Source organism: Ohtaekwangia koreensis, assembly GCF_900167975.1.
GTDB lineage: Bacteria > Bacteroidota > Bacteroidia > Cytophagales > Cyclobacteriaceae > Ohtaekwangia > Ohtaekwangia koreensis.
This window is the reverse complement of sequence record NZ_FUZU01000001.1, coordinates 3,067,770-3,086,652: the sequence shown is the minus strand read 5'-3', so window position 1 is coordinate 3,086,652 and position 18,883 is coordinate 3,067,770. Positions and strand designations below refer to the sequence as shown.

General features: G+C 40.5%; 17 protein-coding genes. 9 read left to right on the top strand and 8 right to left on the bottom strand.

Translation table 11 applies throughout. The features are described 5' to 3' along the window. Positions 1-10 precede the first annotated feature (10 nt). Together B5Y40_RS12140 and B5Y40_RS12135 are read right to left on the bottom strand one after the other, a co-directional pair. Positions 11-577, bottom strand: coding sequence for a GNAT family N-acetyltransferase (locus B5Y40_RS12140; RefSeq protein ID WP_079686918.1), 567 nt, complete (start codon positions 575-577; stop codon positions 11-13). 156 nt (positions 578-733) lie between these two features. Beyond that, the gene (locus B5Y40_RS12135; RefSeq protein WP_079686917.1) at positions 734-1,855 is read right to left on the bottom strand and encodes a Gfo/Idh/MocA family protein; all 1,122 of its coding nucleotides are present in this window, start codon (positions 1,853-1,855) and stop codon (positions 734-736) included. 323 nt (positions 1,856-2,178) lie between these two features. Here B5Y40_RS12135 and B5Y40_RS12130 point away from each other — a divergent pair, with 323 nt between their 5' ends. From B5Y40_RS12130 to B5Y40_RS12110, 5 genes are all read left to right on the top strand, one after another. Further along, positions 2,179-3,219 carry an alpha/beta hydrolase family protein gene (locus tag B5Y40_RS12130; RefSeq protein ID WP_079686916.1) on the top strand — a complete coding sequence of 347 codons (1,041 nt, stop codon included), beginning with the start codon at positions 2,179-2,181 and terminating at the stop codon, positions 3,217-3,219. A gap of 155 nt (positions 3,220-3,374) precedes the next feature. Further along, positions 3,375-5,225, top strand: a complete 1,851-nt coding sequence (locus B5Y40_RS12125; protein WP_079686915.1) for a T9SS type B sorting domain-containing protein — start codon at positions 3,375-3,377, stop codon at positions 5,223-5,225. A 305-nt stretch (positions 5,226-5,530) separates the two neighbouring features. Then, positions 5,531-6,121: a DinB family protein gene (locus tag B5Y40_RS12120; RefSeq protein WP_079686914.1), complete on the top strand. Its 591-nt coding sequence runs from the start codon at positions 5,531-5,533 to the stop codon at positions 6,119-6,121. A gap of 128 nt (positions 6,122-6,249) precedes the next feature. Continuing rightward, complete coding sequence (locus B5Y40_RS12115; protein ID WP_079686913.1) at positions 6,250-6,579, top strand: PadR family transcriptional regulator; 330 nt, start codon at positions 6,250-6,252, stop codon at positions 6,577-6,579. After that, positions 6,576-9,224, top strand: a complete 2,649-nt coding sequence (locus B5Y40_RS12110; RefSeq protein ID WP_079686912.1) for an ABC transporter permease — start codon at positions 6,576-6,578, stop codon at positions 9,222-9,224. Before B5Y40_RS12115 ends, B5Y40_RS12110 begins: the two co-directional genes overlap by 4 nt. Before the next feature lie 37 nt (positions 9,225-9,261). Here the strand turns inward: B5Y40_RS12110 and B5Y40_RS12105 are convergent, their stop codons facing one another. Continuing rightward, a complete protein-coding gene (locus B5Y40_RS12105; RefSeq protein ID WP_079686911.1) occupies positions 9,262-9,552 on the bottom strand; it encodes a hypothetical protein in 291 nt (96 codons plus the stop codon). 229 nt (positions 9,553-9,781) lie between these two features. Here B5Y40_RS12105 and B5Y40_RS12100 point away from each other — a divergent pair, with 229 nt between their 5' ends. Next, on the top strand, positions 9,782-10,531 hold the full coding sequence (locus B5Y40_RS12100; RefSeq protein WP_079686910.1) for an SDR family NAD(P)-dependent oxidoreductase: 750 nt from the start codon (positions 9,782-9,784) through the stop codon (positions 10,529-10,531). A 110-nt stretch (positions 10,532-10,641) separates the two neighbouring features. Continuing rightward, entirely contained in the window at positions 10,642-11,223 is a 582-nt protein-coding gene (locus B5Y40_RS12095; RefSeq protein WP_079686909.1) for a TetR/AcrR family transcriptional regulator, read from the top strand. A gap of 42 nt (positions 11,224-11,265) precedes the next feature. Here B5Y40_RS12095 and B5Y40_RS12090 read toward each other — a convergent pair whose 3' ends face one another. Further along, positions 11,266-12,111 carry a hypothetical protein gene (locus tag B5Y40_RS12090; RefSeq protein ID WP_143785713.1) on the bottom strand — a complete coding sequence of 282 codons (846 nt, stop codon included), beginning with the start codon at positions 12,109-12,111 and terminating at the stop codon, positions 11,266-11,268. Between the two features lie 96 nt (positions 12,112-12,207). Between B5Y40_RS12090 and B5Y40_RS12085 the strand changes: the two genes are divergently transcribed. Next, positions 12,208-12,636, top strand: coding sequence for a hypothetical protein (locus B5Y40_RS12085; RefSeq protein ID WP_079686907.1), 429 nt, complete (start codon positions 12,208-12,210; stop codon positions 12,634-12,636). Positions 12,637-12,802: 166 nt separating this feature from the next. Here B5Y40_RS12085 and B5Y40_RS12080 read toward each other — a convergent pair whose 3' ends face one another. Beyond that, positions 12,803-13,003, bottom strand: a complete 201-nt coding sequence (locus B5Y40_RS12080; RefSeq protein ID WP_079687182.1) for a helix-turn-helix transcriptional regulator — start codon at positions 13,001-13,003, stop codon at positions 12,803-12,805. Between the two features lie 184 nt (positions 13,004-13,187). Here B5Y40_RS12080 and B5Y40_RS12075 point away from each other — a divergent pair, with 184 nt between their 5' ends. Further along, positions 13,188-13,469, top strand: coding sequence for a hypothetical protein (locus tag B5Y40_RS12075; RefSeq protein ID WP_079686906.1), 282 nt, complete (start codon positions 13,188-13,190; stop codon positions 13,467-13,469). A gap of 326 nt (positions 13,470-13,795) precedes the next feature. Here the strand turns inward: B5Y40_RS12075 and B5Y40_RS12070 are convergent, their stop codons facing one another. The 3 genes from B5Y40_RS12070 to B5Y40_RS12060 form a co-directional block, all read right to left on the bottom strand. Further along, positions 13,796-14,545, bottom strand: a complete 750-nt coding sequence (locus B5Y40_RS12070) for a hypothetical protein (RefSeq protein WP_079686905.1) — start codon at positions 14,543-14,545, stop codon at positions 13,796-13,798. A gap of 258 nt (positions 14,546-14,803) precedes the next feature. Next, positions 14,804-17,425, bottom strand: a complete 2,622-nt coding sequence (locus B5Y40_RS12065) for an AAA-like domain-containing protein (RefSeq protein ID WP_079686904.1) — start codon at positions 17,423-17,425, stop codon at positions 14,804-14,806. Next, positions 17,422-18,882, bottom strand: a complete 1,461-nt coding sequence (locus B5Y40_RS12060) for a trypsin-like serine peptidase (RefSeq protein ID WP_079686903.1) — start codon at positions 18,880-18,882, stop codon at positions 17,422-17,424. The genes B5Y40_RS12065 and B5Y40_RS12060 overlap by 4 nt, the downstream gene beginning before the upstream one ends. Position 18,883 lies beyond the last annotated feature (1 nt).

Here is an 18,883-nt window from a genome sequence, read left to right as displayed (position 1 = left end):
GCTGGTAATGCTACATACTCTCATCATGATTCAATGGAGTATTCTGGTTCGATCTCAGTAGGGTATATATTACCATGTTATCTTCTTCATCCTTCCTCTCGTTGTTCTGTACAAAGTTGTTATTCTCTAATAATCGTATGGAGCTGTTGTTATCTTTTCGTGTATACGCATCCAATGTTTCAAGATGAAGGACCGTAAAGCAATAGTCAATGATGCACTTTATTGCTTCGCTCATAATTCCCTGTCCCTGGAACGAAGGATGAAGTTCATACCCGATTTCTGCCAGAGTTTTACGGTTTGAAAAATTCCAGACACAGATTGTGCCGATCAATGCGGGGTCGTCTTTCAGGCAGATGGCCCAATAGATCCAACGGTTTCTTCTTATACCATCGTTCACCCTTTCTATAAAATCACGAGCATCTTCTGGCCCGTTCTGTTTTTGCCGGTTTGTGTATTTGTTTACCTGCTCATTGGAGCGGATTGCATATATAGCCTTGTCATCGCTATACGTTAATGATCTTAAATTCAAACGCGTTGTCGTAAACGTAGCAAGGGGAGTAAAGCTTATTGCGTTCATCGGTATATGTTGAGTGCTATCGTAGATCTTCTGAGCACGGATGCTTTTTCACACCGGGTGCAAAAGTTATTGCTAAAATCACAACAGGGTATAGTAGCTATTGATGCACACAATAGCGGCTATAGATCTGAAAATGATTTAGATATATACTTTCTGCTAGAGTTTCAGTTCTACTTTTTTACCACTTTGAACGGCTTGGTATATGGCGTCAATAATCTTCATGTCTTTTACGCCTTCTTCGCCATCCACCGGTACAATTGGCTGTTTTCCCTGCAGGATGATACCTGCCATTTCATCCATTTGCACGGTCTGATGTGTAACGTGTGGCTGGTCTAACTCGCCACGGTGCGTACGGCCTTTGATCGGTCCATAACCGGTTGACGGCTGCAATTCCGCATATCCTTTTTCACCATTGAGGAAAAAACGATCGAGACTGTTCATGCTATAGGTTGAAAGGCATGAGGACACGGCTCCACCGGGAAAACCTAACTGGAACTGAATTGTCTCATCAACACCTGCTTTGAATTTCTGCGGATTGTTCTTGGTTTCCTGTGCCGTAACCCAGATCGGTTCTTCGCCCACCATATAGCGGGCACCGTTAATCGAATATATACCGATATCCATCATGGCACCACCTCCGGCCAGTTGCTTGTTCAGTCGCCATTGATTCGGATCACCGATTGTAAAGCCTGACAGTCCCTGGAAAAACAAGATCTTGCCAAACTCGCCATCCTTTCTCATGCGGACTATTTCCAGTGTCTTCGGTTCAAAGTGCATCCTGTATCCAACCAGTAATTTTACATTCGCTTTTTTACAGGCATCAACCATCTGCTGACCTTCCTGCGCATTTATAGCCATCGGTTTTTCGCAGATTACGTGTTTACCTGCTTTAGCCACCCGAATCACCTGGTCGTGATGAAGAGCGTTTGGCGTTATAACATATACCGCATCAATATCCGGGTTGTTCTTAATGTTGTCGAAGTTCTCATAGTTATAGCAGTTTTTCTCTGGAATGCTATACTTGCTCTGCCAGTCTTTGATCTTGGACGGAGTGCCGCTGATGACGCCTGTAAGTTTAGCCTGCTTGCAATCTTTCATCGCTTCGGCTACACGCGAACCGTATGATCCAAGGCCCATAATGGCAACACGTAGTATTGGCCCTTGATACTGTTTGCCATATGCTTCGGGATTGTATTGCTCTGTTTTAAAAGATGATAAAAATGGTAACGCTAAAGCGGATGCTGCTGCGCGTTGTAAAAAGTCTCTGCGTGATTTCATGGTTGTGGGGCTTTTGTTTATTGCTGATCGATCAACAAGATCCTAAATTATAAATCTTTCTGTATATACTTTTATGCAAAGGAATTTATAAAAGGATATATGGACGTTTTATCGGCTTATATAGTAATGCATAAAGACTGTAAGTCATGTGCAGCATCTTCAGCCAGGTGTGTTTATAAACCAACTTGTTCGGTAACGGTGTCACCGAACCGGTATCGAAAATAGATCTTGAAAGAATTATAGAGATCGTAAAAAAAATGTTTTATCAATTAAACCCATAACTGCCAACGGAGTCTAACCGGCTCGTTTAACAGAATTTTATAATGCGACTATTCACACTTTTACTACTAGTACTGTTTATCTCCTGCTCAAAAAATGACGATGACATAGTTGACCCCGTTTATGTCGATGATGATCTGGACGGGCCTATATCCCGGCCAACGTCTGGTTACGGAGCCGATGGCTCATTTAGTGTTGCAAAAATCACTTTCGCCAGTCCACTATATAATGGGAAGAACGTAGAGATTTTTTATCCTCAGGGAATCACTTCTCCCAAGCCCACTATATTTTATTCGCATCCTTTTGGTGGAGAAGAGAGTGAATATAATATAGGGCTATACGAGTTCATTGCTAAAAAAGGGTATGTGGTAGTCTTTGCTCCCTATCCAACGACTGGTGTTACGGTGGATGAACGCTATAATACATTGTGGGAGAGTTTCAAGAAAGCAGCCACTGACTATCCGGACATCATCGATAAAACCAAGGTTGGCTTCATGGGACATTCGTTTGGCGGTGGCGCTTCTTTTGGCCTTGCTTACAAAGGATTTGTTGAAGAGGGCTGGGGGGCTAACGGACGCTTTATATTTGCGATGGCTCAATGGTATTCCTTTCAGATCACGCAGGCACAGCTGGAAAGTTTTCCCGCCAATACCAAACTGATTACACAGGTATATGACGATGACGTTACCAACGATCACCGGATGGCAATCGATATGTTTAAAAACATTAATATAGCAGCTTCTGAAAAGGACTTTATCCTGATCAGGAAAAGTACTTTGCCAACGTATACCTATATAGCAGACCACGTATTGCCCAACACGAAAGATGCCTATGATGCGTATGATTATTATGGGATATATAGATTGCTGGATGCACTGATCGACTATAGCTTTAATAATAACGCTGCCGGTAAAAAAGTTGCTTTGGGAAACGGTTCTGCCGAGCAGGTAACCATGCCAAGTTATGACGGCCAGGCATTGGCTCCGCTTGAGGTCACAGATAATCCAGTACCACAATATCTACAAACCAGATATGATTTCAGATGTGATTCCGATACGAACCTTCGGGGCGCGTACTGTGAATAACAAATCATCAGTTTTTTCAGTAGTTCCTCAGGATCAACGCCATGCTGTATAGTGTATATATAAAACTGGCGTTGATTCAACAGATTACGGATGTGAAATGGATCATTTGCATGACCTTGGAATAATTTTTTAGGGACGTATAGCAAGATCTTAGTATGCGCCACATTTTCTTATTTCTATCAGGGTTCGTTTTCGCTGCTTCGGTTTTCGGGCAGGGGGGAGACAAGAAACCCAAAATTACCGGCCAGGATCCGGTAAGCATTACCGAAGAACAAGCTTATACAATAAAACTCACGGACCTGGATGTTACCGATCGTGATGACTTGTTTTATCCCTGGGGCTTTACACTCCATGTTAATCCGGGTGCTAATTATACACTTTCAGGTAGCACGGTAACACCTAATGTTAACTTTACCGGTATACTTTCGGTGCCGGTAACGGTAAATGATGGTAAGAACGATAGTGAAGTATATAATTTCAAAATCACAGTAAATCCGGTTAACGATCCACCGGTTATTACAGGACAGGTTGCGCTTAAAACGGTTGAGAATACAGCGATCGTAATACAACTCTCTCATCTTACGGTAACAGATCCTGACAATACATATCCGACTGGTTTTTCACTGAGTCTTGCCGGAGGAGCAAACTATACGGTTAGTGGTACTACCATTACACCGGCAACAGGTTTTACGGGTACGCTTAGCATTGGCACTACGGTAAGTGACGGCACGGCAAGCAGCAGTGTATATAGTCTTAAGATAACGGTTTCTCCTGGCAATGTTGCTCCTGTCATTACAGGACATGCAGCCTTGGCCACTGCGAAGAATAAACCCATTACCATACAGTTATCAAATCTCCAGGTAACAGACCCTGATGATGTATACCCGAAAGATTTCACGATGACTGTTGCAGTAGGTAGTAACTATACCGTGTCGGGTGCCACCGTTACCCCGGCACAAAACTTCGTTGGTACACTTACGGTACCCGTAACTGTTAATGATGGCGCTGCCACCAGTGCGCCCTTCAATGTCAAGATTACGGTAACCGATGAGTTGATGATTACAGGACAGAAACCGTTGGAGATAAACGAAGGTCAGTCTATCACATTACAGTTATCAGACTTGGTTGTTAATGATCCGGATAATAAATATCCAACAGGTTTTACACTTCAGATCTCGCAAGGAGAAAACTATACGGTCTCTAATCTGCAAATAACACCTTCACCAAATTTCACGGGGAACCTGGGAGTTAGCGTTACGGTGAGCAATGGAAAAGCTACGAGTAAACCCTATACACTTACGATTGCAGTGAAGCCTGTCAATAACGCACCTGAAATTGTAAACCTGGAAACTGAGTCACTGTTATATACCATCACCAACGATCCAATCTTTATTACGAAAACACTCGACATCAAAGACGCTGACGACACCAACCTGGTATTGGCGGAGATCAGCTTTCAGCCCGAAACGTACCGGGGTGGGTTTGATGAGCTTACGTTCAAAAATACTTCGAAGATCCGAGGAGTATATGACTCTACGAAAGGTGTACTATCACTCATTGGTACTGCTACACTTGCCGAATATCGTGATGCCATACGCTCTGTTCAGTACTACTATAATAACGTGGAAGACCCGGAACTGGAAACCAAAACTATATACTTCCGGCTCAATGACGGCAAAACGTTAAGTGCACTGTATGAGCGTAAGATAGGTTTGATGGAAGATATAGGCTTTGATATACCCAACGCTTTTACGCCCAACAACGATGCTGCCAACGACACCTGGCGAGTAAAGCCTTTGAAGCAGGCAGATCGTTTTGATAATACGATCATCCGTGTATATAACAAGAGAGGTTCACTTGTATTTGAGACCACGGGATTCGATAAAGAGTGGGACGGCCGCTACAACGGAGAAGTTCTTCCTCCGGATACGTATTACTATACCATTGACCTGAACCTTACCTATATAAATACAAACTATAAAGGTATCGTTACGATACTGCGGTAGCGATCAGATGGTGTGATCTATCTTTGATTCAGATGCAACTCTATGAGTAGCATTTAAACATGTTTACACATCCTCAAAAAAAATACACCCCTGTGGTGGTTGAGAATTAAAAAATACTTTTACATTTGTTACATAATGAATACATCAATGCTTCATATCGCAGCTATTTGCCCGTTTCACAAGGATGTGAAATGGAAAATATTTGCCTGGGATCAGAGATGTCTGTAAGATGAAAGTAACCTTACCACGATATACAAAGCCCGGGCACCACCCGGGCTTTTTTATTAACTATTGATTTTGAAACCATGTCGTTTGACCATATACTTATAAACCTTAAACGCGAACTCATCCGCACCTTTGCTGTGACGGATGAATGGTTCGACAGAGAGCACCCGTTGCGTTGCTTCAAGCCTTCCTCGGGAGGATGGAGTATAAACGAAGTACTTGAACATGTTATGCTTACCAATCATTACCTGTTGATTCTTATAGAGAAGGGAGCAGACAAGGCGCTTCGCGCAAGCACGACAACTTCTGTTTCTGGTTTACAACTTGAAAATTACTCGCTGGTTAATCCTGCAATATTGGAAATCGCACAACCTGATGCCTTTACATGGGAGCGTCCGGAGCATCATCAACCCACCGGACAAAAACCGATGCAGGAGGTAAGAAGGGAATTGAGAGATCAACTTGAGCAATATTTATATATACTTGATCTTCTGCCCAACGGTGAAGGTATACTTCACAAAACTACAATGTCGGTTAATAATCTTGGAAAGCTGGATGTTTACCAATACCTATATTTCCTCGCCTTGCATGCACAACGACACATTCAGCAGATGAACAAGGTTGAGCAGGAATTTAATATGTCACCTGTAGCACCATTACTCAGCCTGTAAAATAAAGTTGCAAGATCAGCGCCACTTTCAGTGGGCGCTTTGCTTTTTTGAAGTGATAAAAGAATCCATTTATTTACTTAACAAATATGAAACTAATGTATTATTTTCACGTTTGTTAAGTAAATAGTATGAAAGATCAATCTCTTGGTGAATTCGAGGAGCTGGTATTATTGATGGTTGCCGCTCTTCATGACGAAGCCTACGGTGTGGCCATCCTGGAATCACTTGAAACCAGAATGGAGCGCAAGTATAATATCAGCGCTATACATGTGGCTTTGAAGCGCATGGAAGACAAGGGATTTATAAAATCTCATTTTGGCGGCATTACCGAAGAACGAGGTGGAAGACGAAAGAAGTTTTATGTAATCACCGCCTATGGAAAAAAAGTGCTTGATCAACAATATGAGTTACGCACAGAGCTATATCAACTTATTCCCAAGATATCGTTTAGCTCATGAATGCAGCACCCCCTAAATACGCGTTAAAGTTCCTTCGCTGGTTTTGCCGCGAAGATTGTCTGGATGAAATTGAAGGTGACCTGACCGAGCTCTATAGAAAACATTGCCTGGAATCTTCTTCACGTGCGCATTGGAAATTTGCAAGTAGTGTAATTCGTTATCTACGCCCGGAGTATATGAAGCTGTTTCAACGTAGCCGATCACATTCGCTAATCAGTATATCTATGATCCAAAATTATTTTACACTGGCTTTTCGAAATATTCGCAAGCGCGCTACATTTTCATTCATCAATATCGTTGGCCTGGCGATGGGTGTTTGCGCATGCCTTGTGATTTTAAAGTATATAGACTTCGAAACAAGCTACGATACATTTAATGTGAACGCAGCCTCGCTATACCGCATCAATCGGACGTTCATTCAGAATGAAGAACGAAAGTCTCCAAATATAATGACTACCTATGGGCTTGGCCCTGCATTGGCAACCGACTTACCAGAAGTAAAACGATATATCCGCACGCATACAGAACATTCAGTGGTAACCTGTGAGTCTGGCGAAAGTGACGCTAAGGTTTTTCACGAAGAGAATATACTTGCAGTCGACTCTACCTTTCTTCGAGCCTTTACCTTTAAAACGCTTACCGGTAATTTATCAACAGCCCTTGACCAGGCGAATGCCATCGTACTTACGCAGTCTGTGGCCCATAAATACTTTGGCGCTGCTGATCCGATCGGAAAGACATTGACACTTGCCGGTGGCCGCATGAGCGGGAGTTATACTGTATCTTCAGTTATGGAAGATATACCACAGAACTCACACTTTGATTTTGATATACTCGTTCCGCTCTATGCTATACTTCAAAGTACACAATACCAGAATGATGATGGCTGGGCGTGGAATAATTTTACAACCTATATTCAGTTGAATGATGGTGCGAACCAGCAAACAGCGGAGCAAAAGTTTCCTGATTTCTGCAGACGAAGACTTGATCCCAAATGGAAGGATTACAATGGGCATGTAGAATTGAAGCTGCAGCCGCTTCGTGACATTCATCTTCATCCTGGTTTGCGAGGTGATGTTGAAACCGTGAGCCGGGGTACCCTATATTTCTTTGGCATGATCGCTGTCTTTATAGTATTGATTGCCTGGATCAACTATATTAACCTTTCAACAGCGCGTGCCATGGAGCGTGCCCGCGAAGTGGGGATTAAAAAAGCCATTGGTGCTTTCCGTAGTGAACTCATAACTCAATTTCTTTTTGAGTCGGTTGTGATCAATTTCATCAGTACACTTTTGGCTGTTGGTCTGGCCATTACGTTACTTCCTGTACTTGGCGATATCATTGGAAAAGAGCTGTCGTTCCAGTTCAGCGATGTGCGACTTTGGTTTGCTCTCGCGGGTTTATCTATAGTAGGCACACTGGCTTCAGGTATATATCCAGCCTTTGTACTGTCGTCTTTTCGAATCACCAAAGTATTGAAAGGGAATGGGAGCGAAGGGCGTGGCTTTTCATTGCGTAAAGCATTGGTGGTATTTCAGTTTGCTGCTTCTTTAATTTTGATTACTGGTACATTTGTAGTCTATCGGCAAATTCATTTTATGCAATCACAAGACAAGGGATTGCAGATGGACCAAATGCTTGTTCTGTCAGGACCCGGTACGTTGCCATGGAAAACGGCACAACAGAAACTTGAGATCTTCAAAGAAGAAGTCAAGAAGATGCCCGGTGTAAAAGCTATCGCTACCTCGGGGGCAGTGCCTGGCGGTGGACACAACTGGGGCGCGGATATCCGCAAGAGCGGTACACCTGTTACAGAGATTAAGTCAGGAAGTGTCGTTTGGGTGGACCCGGATTTTATACCTACTTATAACATTACTTTTATAGCAGGTAAGAACTTTGACCCACGGGTTAAGTCAGATATGGAGTCTGTTATTATCAATGAAGCTTCGTTGGCTGCCTTTGGACTTGGCACAGCAGAACAAGCATTAAAAGAGCAACTTGTTATAGGAGAGGATACAGCTAGCATTATAGGCGTGTTGAAGAACTATAATTGGAGTTCTCTTAAGTCAGACTATACGCCTTTTCTTTTTCTTGCCGATACCATCGCGACCACAAAGGTATCCATTCATCTTGCGGCCCATACTATACCTGCTACCATAGAAGCGATTGATGAACGCTACAAGACGCTGATTCCAGGGGAACCATTTGAATATACTTTTGTGGATGATTCCTTTAATCGACAGTATAAAAGCGATCAGCAATTCGGTAGCATTTTTGGATTGTTCGCCACGCTTGCTGTAGCGATTTCATGCCTGGGTTTATGGGGGCTCGCATCCTTTACGACATCACAAAAAATGAAAGAGATAGGAATCCGAAAAGTATTGGGGGCATCGATCAGCGGTATAGTAATCCTGCTATTGGGCCAATTCCTTCAACTTGTGCTGGTGGCTTCATTCATTGCCTTGCCACTCTCCTGGTATGGTATAAATACGTGGCTGCAGGGATTTGCTTTTCACATCGGACTACACTGGGATCTGTTTGTATTGCCGATAGCTATATTAATGCTGATTGCGTTTCTTACTGTAAGTATGCAGGTAGTCAAGGGAGCTATAACCAACCCGGCTAAAATATTACGGTCGGAGTAGGGGGATGATGATACGTGTTGTGTGGATATATTTCAGTTTAGAAACCATCCCATCCCTCGTTGTCATCAACGAATTTCAAGGTTATATCGCGTAGTTCCTTTAAAAGTCTTTCGCGCAGTCCGTCTTCGCGGGTATAGCCTGTAATTTTAATAAGGCTTTCGCTTGAATTCTTATTCGTTACAGGAGGTGTTACACAGCTTACATTCATGCCGGCTCTTTGCATGCTGTACACATTGTTTGTGAATGCGTTACCGGTAGACGACTGTCCACAAACTTCAAACGTCCTCTTTGTATCGTCTTTTATAATTTGCCAACATCTTGTATACATACATTCCGGGCGTTAATTGCTTTCGCTGGAGCAAAAATACAACTTAACATTTTATAAAAATGCTTTTGTTTTACACGTATCAAACGCCTGTGAATCAATTAGCTAATTGCTCCCGGCAAGAGTTAACAACGCTTCATGTAAATATTTCCTGAATTCCGGAACGATTATTCCGGAATGTTGTTTTATTCTGGAACGATTATTCCAAAAACAACGAATCAAAATTAAGAACATGAAAAAGTTAACAAACAAAGTCGCAGTAGTTACAGGAGCATCAAAAGGAATTGGATCAGAGATAGCGAAAGGTCTGGCGGCAGAAGGAGCATCAGTTATTGTCAATTATGCATCGGCAAAGGAAGGCGCTGAAAAAGTAGTTGCCGAAATTGTAAAGAACGGTGGCAAGGCCATCGCTGTCAAGGGTAATGTAGCGCATCAGGCAGATGTAGACAACATCTTTACGGAAGCACAAAAAGCATTTGGAGGAGTAGATATACTCGTGAATAATGCTGGAGTATATCAGTTTGGCGCAATAGAAGATGTGACAGTTGAAGAATTTAACCGTCAGTTTAATACCAATGTATTGGGATTGTTACTGGTTACGAAAGGCGCTGTGAAAAGCTTTGGTGAGAAGGGCGGCAGTATTATTAATATCAGCTCAACAGTAACTCGTATAACACCTCCGGGAAGCTCTATCTATACAGCAACGAAAGGCGCGGTAGATTCAATCACGCAAGTTTTGTCAAAAGAACTTGGTGCCCGAAACATTCGTATCAACTCCATTAACCCTGGTATTGTAGAAACAGAAGGAACGCACTCTGCTGGTTTTATAGGAAGTGAGTTCCACACCAATGCAGTAAAAGCAACACCACTTGGACGTACAGGTCAGCCCAATGACATTGCACCCATTGCAGTATTTTTAGCATCGGACGATTCACGCTGGCTGACAGGTGAAACGATTATTGCCAGTGGTGGAGTACGATAAGTTATATATGAACGATGGTCTCTTTTTTGACGTTCTCTCATAAGAGGCTAGTGTACCCATACTTAAAAATGAATAGCTTTGCCTTTTAAACAGGTAAGGCTTTTTTCGTTATGGCACGAACAAAAGATTTTGATGAAAGCGAGGTATTAAATAAAGCTGTGTCCCTTTTCTGGCTTAAGGGATACAACGGTACGTCTATGCAGGATCTGGTAGATTCACTTGGTATAAGCCGGTCAAGCCTGTATGATACCTATGGAGACAAGCATACGCTATATTTAAAAGCATTGGAGTTCTATCAGAATACTTCTGGAAGCGCAATGTATAATATAGTGACCAATGCAACATCTTCCAAGGAAGCGATCAAGCAGCTGTTAGAGTTAGTCGTCAACAACTTACTCAATGATAAACAGCATAAGGGCTGCTTTATGGTGAATGCCGAAGTAGAGGTAGCTCCACATGATACCGAGGTAAGAGATATGCTTTGCAAAAATGAAAAACAGATTGAAGAGGCTTTTCATCTTGCAATACAAAGGGGGCAACAAAGCGGAGAAATTACCAACCGACAAGAGGCGAGGGCGATTACCCGTTTTTTCCTAACCACTATAAAAGGTATACAGGTATCCGCAAAGTCAACCACAGACAAAGCCTATTTTGATGACATCATTAAAACTGCTTTGTCGGTACTCGGGTGATTGCTTCGTCTCTGTAGAAAATCCTGAGAGTAATTATCAATCTCATCGTACCGTCTTTCCAAACTCCAGCCAGTCGAAACCGGTCTCAACCCGATTATGGCGCAGGGCAGGAATCTGCGTAGTAATCAGCAGCGTAGTACCACCAAGATCCGCATGATGATATTGTGGAAGCTGTTGTTTAACGGCTTTAACCATTTTAAAAGATACATCTGTAAAAACTTTTTGCACCGATTGTTTAAGCATGTTAATGTTATCCATGCCATACATCAATACAACCTGAGGTCTATACGCAGCTATATTTTCGACAATGCGATCAATGCGCGCATTATATACATGATCCTGGTATAATGCACGACTCTTCAAAAAACTCAGTTGTGGCAAATCAAGCCAGCTATAGTACCAGCCGTGATTATGCGGACAAGGCAGGGGATATAGCTTGATCAACGCTTCCTTCCGTGCATCAGGCAAAAGAAATCGCTGTTGTTGGTATGCAAGCACATCCGTAAGTTCTTCATTTCGGTAACCGTGTGCAAAGGCTATCAGATTTTTCCAAACACCGTGCAGTGTAGCATTGCGATCGAATCTATACTCATAGAGATTGGAAACTATACCAGCCTTTGAGCCACCGGATCTGAAAGCAACATGCCTGTATACTTCGCGAATATCACAGAGTGTTTCAAACGTCTTTTGAGAGTCGTATAAATAGTTAAACTTCTCCGCTACATCTTCAGGTAAATCACCACCGCTTTCCTCATATCCTATATACCAGATCTGCGCATCCCATGAGCCGTAGCCATAGAAGTTATCAATCCAGTAGGTGAGTCGCTCTTGTTCTATTAGCATGGTGAAATATAGCAACGCCATTCTTAACGTCAGCTTTTGAGTCACAATTTTTAATTCTGACTCTGAAGCCAAAGTATTATCTTGCCTGCCACCCAAATGAGAATTTAGTTAAACATAAAAGCATACTTAAAACAATAGCTTATGTCAGTAATATTAAATTTTACGGAAATTGAAAGAAACGCTGACGCCATCATCAGTGAAAACAAAACGTGCGGCTTATTTGAAATTAACAAAGACAAAGTAAAAAAACTCAACCAAACATATACCTCTAAAACAGAAATTTTTAGCAAATTATTGAAAGACCCACACTCAGTTTGGAAAGGAGAAGTATATAATATACCTCCAATACATAATTATATTTTTTATTTATTGGCATTGGACTTTGACAGCTCTGTCGGTTACCGAAATGAAGAAGATTATTTAGTGGTACTTGCATTCGAGCCTCAGCCAATTTATGCAGTCGTATCTCAGGCGAATAAAGATTTTGCAAATGATGGTTTAAAAGAGCTTGAAGTAATGTTAGAGCATGCCGTGGAAAGCAACTCTTTGATTATGGTTGATTGGGGATAACATAGGCGGGTGTCTTGTTATCAATCCAGTAGCGTAGGTAGCTCTTGTTCTATTAGCATATTGAAATATAGCAACCCGGCCGATTCTTACTGACATCTATTTTCTTCTTTTTCGGTCCCATATTTCGAGAATATATAGCAAGAGTATACTCACACTTACCCGCACTCTACATCGTAGGAACTAAGAGCTCTCGGATATCTACATTGAGAATTTTAGCCATCTTCTTCAAATCCTTTAAATGCGGCTGTGTTTTGTTATTGCAAATTGAGGCAATAGTGTTCTGAGTCTTGCCTAATTTTTCAGCAAGTTCTTTTTGACTGATTCCCTTAATGACAAGTACTTCCTTGATCCTATTAATCCTCTCCATGAATCTGTAGAAAGCGTGAAGATAGGTATTAATGTCGTTTAAAAAGGTATAAATCACTGTCAGTCTGGTATTTATAACACCTGGAATTGTATTTATGACCTTATCGAATACCAATTATTTTGATATTAATACAAATAATATTTACATTTATACTAATCTAATTTGTACTAAAAAGACGCATTCCATGTTAAAAGAAAATATTCAGAAACCCGTTTCTACTAGCAGTGTAGAATTGTGGAATGATCAACTCTATCCGCACGTAACACCGGAGATCATCGACAGACTGAACAATCTGCTGGACTTTACCGAACCGGGTGAGCTTCGCGAATATCTTCTCGAGATATACCATCTATACATTATTCACGAACACGACAGTCTTCCCTATAATTTTAAGGAGCTTGCGAATAGTATGCAGATACTTTTCGATTTTCTGAAATTCGCTCAAGAAGAACTGAATAATAAGTGAAGCTTATCCGCGAATCAAAGTGGAGATTTTTTTACGAGCGGGCGTAGCGAACCCTTGCATCTTTCTATACCGCACGTCCGTAATGTTCCGCGTTATGTTAAATTGCTTAGGCACACCGTAATCTTCTCAAGAGTTTTTTAACGAAGGCAAATTACACGACACTTCATCGTTTACTCCGGGCTGGGCAGCACAGCAACACGCTTTGGGCAGGCTTCGGAAGTGGGAGGGATGTGCGGACTGCACAATGGGTGTTGATGCTTGGGCAAGCAAAAAGCGATAGTGATAGAAGTGAAATCCCTAAGTTTGATGGCAGGATGAAGACGGAGTTAACTACTTCTTTTTGCATTGATAACTCTCAATAAACTTAATGTCGTCACCACGCCAATTACGCAACATTCAGCATATAGATTTTTTGTCTTAAGATCATGAGTTACCTGATTGCTTAAGTCGATGACCTTGTCTGTAGACTCAATTATTGCCCGGGCATAATCTCTCAACTCTCTATCTTGACTAGTATTCAGTTCTGATGCAATGTAAGTCGCAATCCTATTCTTAAACATACCTTCACTGACTTTAACTCCTTCAGGCGGTATGTGCTTGGCAGGGTCAAATATAAGTGATGAAATTTTTTGCATAATAGTTCTTGACGTATTACCGATGTTTTGAAGATCAACTGTCTCTGCGGCTTTCCTTAGGTCTTCAATAAGTTTAAGTTGAAGATTGTTTATTTCTTCCCATGGTGTGACCGCTGGCACAATATCATTATGGATTATCTGATATTTTCCAAGGTCAGGAAACATTTCAACCTTATAAATATTAATAGTTGTCATCTGTTGATACAACGCAGCCAAATCACTTTTTCCATGCGTCACTAACCGAAAGTACTTTGCAAATATTTCAGGATCTACACTTACATATAACGTAAATAAATCTTTTCGTGAGCCTCCGGTAAAAGCCATTTTGCTTCCAATTGCTATTTCTGAATGCCTTAATAATTCATAAAGCCACTTTTTGTCGAAATCGTCTTTAAGAAGTCGGAGTAGATATTGGTATTCAACATCTTTGATCGGTTCCATAATGGCCTAGTTAGGTTAATAAAGCTAAATATTAGAAAACGGAAATAAAAAAGCGTGTTAGCAAGTTTAAAGTTATATAATGGTTCCCGGTATGCTAAGTTGGTTACGCACCGCGATTTTCTCAAATGTTTTTTAGCGAAGGGCCATCACACGATCTCCATCGGTTACTTCCTGGCTGGGCAGCAACGCTTTGGTCAAGCTTTTAAAGTGGGAGGGAGGAGCGGAGTGCACCATGGGTATTGATGCAAAAGAATCATTCTATTCAATTATGATGCATTCCCCTTTACTAATTTCATCCATTACCTTTTTGTACTTAGTAACAATTTCAGACCCATTTTTATATCTCACCTTAACATATTCGTTTCTGCCTGGTTCCCTCTTACCAAGTTTTATTGGCTCAATCTGTCTCACAGTCCTCAAGCTATTCATTAGCCCTCGGGTCTGCTTTTGAATATTGTCTAGTCCACGTCTATCCACATATGACAGAGAATTTAAGGACGGCTTTACTTCCGATATTAATGAAAGAATTTTATTACCGTACTGAACACTACTATCTACGTTTCCTGAGTATGCATAATAATCCATGATGTAGAACAGTATCACAACGCTATCCGCCTTGCCTTCGGAAGATAGGCCCGTACTAAAATGCTTTTCAATTATTAAAGCTGTATTAAAAGCATCGTCATACTTTTTTGCTGCCCTAAAGTAATCAATGACACGAATGAACGCATCAAAATCTATCAGAGTCAAAGACTCATGAAAGTTGTCAAATTCATTAAACACTTTAATGTATCGAAGTAAATATGAAATTGATGCCTGAGAGTTATGGCTGCTTTCAACTAACCCTGCTATTAACGCAGATTTTCGTTCTATCTGTGGATCAATTCCATCAAACGTAATTACACGCTTATACAGCCATTGAGCGGCCTTTAGATTTTTACTGGTTAATGATGTTTCGGCTACTTTAAATAGTAAGCGATATTCTTCGATTGCCCCTGAATATAAATCGTTTAACGCATAATGGAGTAATCTTTGAAAATCATCTTCTAGTTCCAGTTCGACAAGATTCGAAAGAATGAGAGCCAACTGTATTTCCGAAAACAATGGAATAGTAAGAGTTGTTTCTTTAAAAGCTATTTCGCTTTCAATGATTAGGTCTGTTACCTCTTTAAATAATGATTTCTTAATTTCTGATGAATCTTCGCAAGTTATGATGAATAGTATAATTGTGGGCTTGGCATGGATTTCAACAAATTGTAAAGCCTCCCGAAATTTTTCAGCGGCAAGTGGCTTGTTCTCTAGTCTATAAATATATCCCAATCGATAATTAATCAATGCGAGTAAAGAATTTCTTGTTGGAATCTCTTCTTTATGTTCGCTGACGTAATTGAGTGCTTGTAGATAAGTAAATTCAGTGTTCTCCGCGTTATAGTTTTCCTCATCATTTAATAAACACTCACCTTTATTAACGTAAGCATTAATTACTGCACTAGGGTTGTGTGAATTGTGAATAATTTCATCGAAGTATTTTGATGCAACTTGTCTTTTGCCAAGTTTAATAAAGTTGGCTCCTATGTAGTTTATCTGCGTAAAATACGATTCTGGTGAAAGATCCATGCTAATAGGTTTTTCCAATAAATATTGATTGGAAAATTCATGATTACCAAGTTCGTAGTATGCTATTCCAATTTCATACTTTGCAAGATTTGCAAAATTGCCTTTGGGCTCGTTTTGTAAAAATTCCAACAATATTTTTATCCCCCCCTCATAGTCACCCTGTTTAATTCTTTCACAGCCATAGTCATAATAACCTTTCTTCTCAAGTTCAATACTATTTAACCATGCGTCAGATAAGCTTTCCTCAATCACTCGATTCTTTATTCGCAAGTTCTTCTTGTCGATCTTCGTTGACGTTATGCCAAAAAGATAAAATTTATTAATGACATCATCCGAAAGCTCAAGTGATTCACCCTTTTTCAATTTAATTAGCGCCTTTCGGACTTCTGTGTTATGTTTTATAAGGTCGCGAATGTGATCAATTGGTGGATTTTTGAAATTGGTTAAGTAGAAGTCTGTAATAGCCTTATCCACTGTTCCCTTCGTAATTAGTTCGCCTTGTAATTGCTCGTCCTCAATTAATGATAATATTTCGAAGGTCATCCTTGGATTACCTCGAAGCCAATCATAAATATACTCTTTGATATCACTACCTAGCTCCAACCCACTCTTAGAAACAAACTCTAAGAATTGCTCAAAAGTAAAATCGTCTAAATAGATAGGAATCGCTATATTAAATGGAGAATTCTCTTTCGTTTTAATCAGTTTCTCTGGATCAATTACCCCCGATAGAACATACGTAACTCGTTTTAAAACGGGATAAGTCTCATTGATGAAATAATTTTTTCTTATTTGTCCAAAGATGTCATCAGAGAAACTGTGCTTGCGTAAGTCATCAACTTCGTCCAGAAACACTACAATTGTACCAGGGTACCTTTTTAGTATTTCTCTCATTTCATTTTGATACTCTTCAGTCGGGCTAGCAGAATTATTTTTGCGCTTGGCAAGAATTACCTGAGCCGCTTCTTGAAATTCCTTAATGCTCTCATTGGCATTTAGGATTTGGTTTATAATGTACCTGAAGCAGTCTTGCGCAGACTCAAACTTGTTTGTAATGTCAATGTATACGTATCGGCTATTTTCATTCTCTAAGGCACGTTTTGTTTGTATCAACAGATTAGTCTTGCCCATCTGTCTCGCTACTGAAACGTAAGCTGGTTTGGACATTCTGAGAATTATTTCTCTTAACTTACGATCTGCGTCACGATGTACGTACAGGTCATCAGGAATGATCGCATTGTTATACAGCTTCTTTTCTTTCATATTGAGTAGCCTTCGGACTTAATCATCGAAATAGCATCAAATACAGACCCGCCTTCGAGGATCACTCGCTCGACAATACTTTTCAATCTGCCGGGTAGGCCCTCGCTTGTCCTAATCATTTCATTTGCTGATTTGAATGAAATCGAGAAGTTCAGCGCGGACTGAAGTAATTCTAAAAGTGAACTAAGTTCGTCATCGGTCCATAAATCAAAGTTTTTAAAAATGAAGTTTTTATGTGCCTTTATTTTGTTAGGATGATTTTCATCCCCACTTAGCAAATGAACCGTAGGATTTATCCGGGTACAGATAATCCATTTCACTTTATTATTGCTTTTGTTAAGATTTGCGTAGCGTTCAGAAACCTTAATAAAGCTTGCCAGGAAATCATAGAATTTCTCTTTGACTGAAATCGGCACTTCATCCACGAAAATTATTATATCCTCATTATTGGTAATCTGGCATAAATTATCAGAAATTTTTTCAAACACATTGTGTTTTGTCGAAGGAAGCGTCAAGCTACATTGAGCAATGATTTCGTTATTTATATAATGAAAATAATCTTCAATATTGCCGGACACCGAACAAGTTAGATCAATATGCTTAGCCTTTTTATTTTCAATACTAAGATTTCGTAATACGAGTAAAGTCTTACCTACACCCGAATGTCCACTTACCCATATATTTTTTGGATTTGCTAGATAGTTTTTAAAGATTGCATCTACTGTTCTTTCATGATAATACTTGCCGGAACCCGAAGTAAAAGAAATGGAAAACACATTATTTAACAACGAATAGTCTTTACTGACTGTGGAGAAGTCATCTAATTCGAGAGGTGGAAGTTTACTATCAACTAAAAATTTTTCAAACACTGGAATATCGTAGGCGCATAAGCTAGAATAAGCCCCATCTTTTCCTTTCAGCTTAAATAAGACTCCAACTAAGAACAGACTACCGCTTTGCTCGACAAATATTCCCGAACCTGAAAGACCGCGTATTGTTTCAGGCATGGCATTCTCGAAGGTGAATTGAACTATTTCTGAAGTAATTTCGAACATAGTGCTTCTTACAAATGAAATTCGGCACATCACGTTCTGCCGGGGCTCGGCTTTACCTTTTAATAGGAGGGGATAGCCATAAATTACAACTTCAGAACCTTTAGCCGCTTTTGCCATTCGCGTAGTTTGCAAATTGCTGATTCGTTTAAGAACTATAATAGCTATGTCAAGGTCCTGATGCAGGTGAACATCGAGCACCTCAGCAATTGGGTCAGTTTCCAGATATCTAAAGACTTTAATATCTTCTTTGTTGCATTTATCCGTTTCTGTTAGGCAATGTTTTGCAGTAAAAATATAAGTGAAATCGGAGGCTAATGGTTGAACTACGCAACCGCTGCCCTCAAAACCATTGCAAATAATTCTCACTGCATGATCATCGTATAGTTGTTCGATAGTTGGCACG